At 56.4% G+C, this 1,442-nt stretch carries 1 rRNA gene; it reads right to left on the bottom strand.

Annotated elements, in window-relative coordinates:
* Positions 1–126: 126 nt before the first annotated feature.
* Positions 127–1,442, bottom strand: a 16S ribosomal RNA gene (locus HMPREF3171_RS04980); the annotation flags it as partial.

Here is a 1,442-nt window from a genome sequence, read left to right as displayed (position 1 = left end):
AAGCATGATGATCGTGGCTGGGTGTGTCTCCACCCGGACATTTTTAAAACAAACAGGTGGCAGTACCACACTCGGATACTCAACCACCACACCCACAACTGTGGGCGAAAAATAAAAGCTCCTTAGAAAGGAGGTGATCCAGCCGCACCTTCCGGTACGGCTACCTTGTTACGACTTCGTCCCAATCGCCGATCCCACCTTCGACAGCTCCCATGACAGGCCACTGGCTTCGGGTGTTACCAACTTTCATGACGTGACGGGCGGTGTGTACAAGGCCCGGGAACGTATTCACCGCAGCGTTGCTGATCTGCGATTACTAGCGACTCCGACTTCATGGGGTCGAGTTGCAGACCCCAATCCGAACTAAGGCCGGCTTTCAGCGATTAGCACACCCTCACAGGCTCGCAAACGCGTTGTACCGACCATTGTAGCATGTGTGAAGCCCTGGACATAAGGGGCATGATGATTTGACGTCATCCCCACCTTCCTCCGAGTTAACCCCGGCAGTCTCTCATGAGTCCCCACCATCACGTGCTGGCAACATAAGACAAGGGTTGCGCTCGTTGCGGGACTTAACCCAACATCTCACGACACGAGCTGACGACAACCATGCACCACCTGTACACCAACCACAAAGGGAAAGACCATCTCTGGCCCGGTCTGGTGTATGTCAAGCCCAGGTAAGGTTCTTCGCGTTGCATCGAATTAATCCACATGCTCCGCCGCTTGTGCGGGCCCCCGTCAATTCCTTTGAGTTTTAGCCTTGCGGCCGTACTCCCCAGGCGGGGCGCTTAATGCGTTAGCTACGGCACGAACCCCGTGGAAGGGACTCACACCTAGCGCCCACCGTTTACGGCATGGACTACCAGGGTATCTAATCCTGTTCGCTCCCCATGCTTTCGCTCCTCAGCGTCAGTTACTGCCCAGAGACCTGCCTTCGCCATCGGTGTTCCTCCTGATATCTGCGCATTCCACCGCTACACCAGGAATTCCAGTCTCCCCTACAGCACTCAAGTTATGCCCGTATCGCCTGCAGTCCCGCAGTTAAGCTGCGGGCTTACACAAACGACGCGACAAACCACCTACGAGCTCTTTACGCCCAGTAATTCCGGACAACGCTCGCACCCTACGTATTACCGCGGCTGCTGGCACGTAGTTAGCCGGTGCTTCTTCTCTAGGTACCGTCACTTGCGCTTCGTCCCTAGCGAAAGGAGTTTACAACCCGAAGGCCGTCATCCCCCACGCGGCGTCGCTGCATCAGGCTTGCGCCCATTGTGCAATATTCCCCACTGCTGCCTCCCGTAGGAGTCTGGGCCGTATCTCAGTCCCAATGTGGCCGTACACCCTCTCAGGCCGGCTACCCGTCGACGCCTTGGTAGGCCATTACCCCACCAACAAGCTGATAGGCCGCGAGCTCATCCCACACCGAAAAAACTTTCCAC

It is taken from the genome of Corynebacterium sp. HMSC08F01 (assembly GCF_001807545.1).
Classification (GTDB): domain Bacteria; phylum Actinomycetota; class Actinomycetes; order Mycobacteriales; family Mycobacteriaceae; genus Corynebacterium; species Corynebacterium coyleae.
Note: the sequence above shows the minus strand (reverse complement) of the source record. Positions and strands in the feature narration are given on the sequence as shown.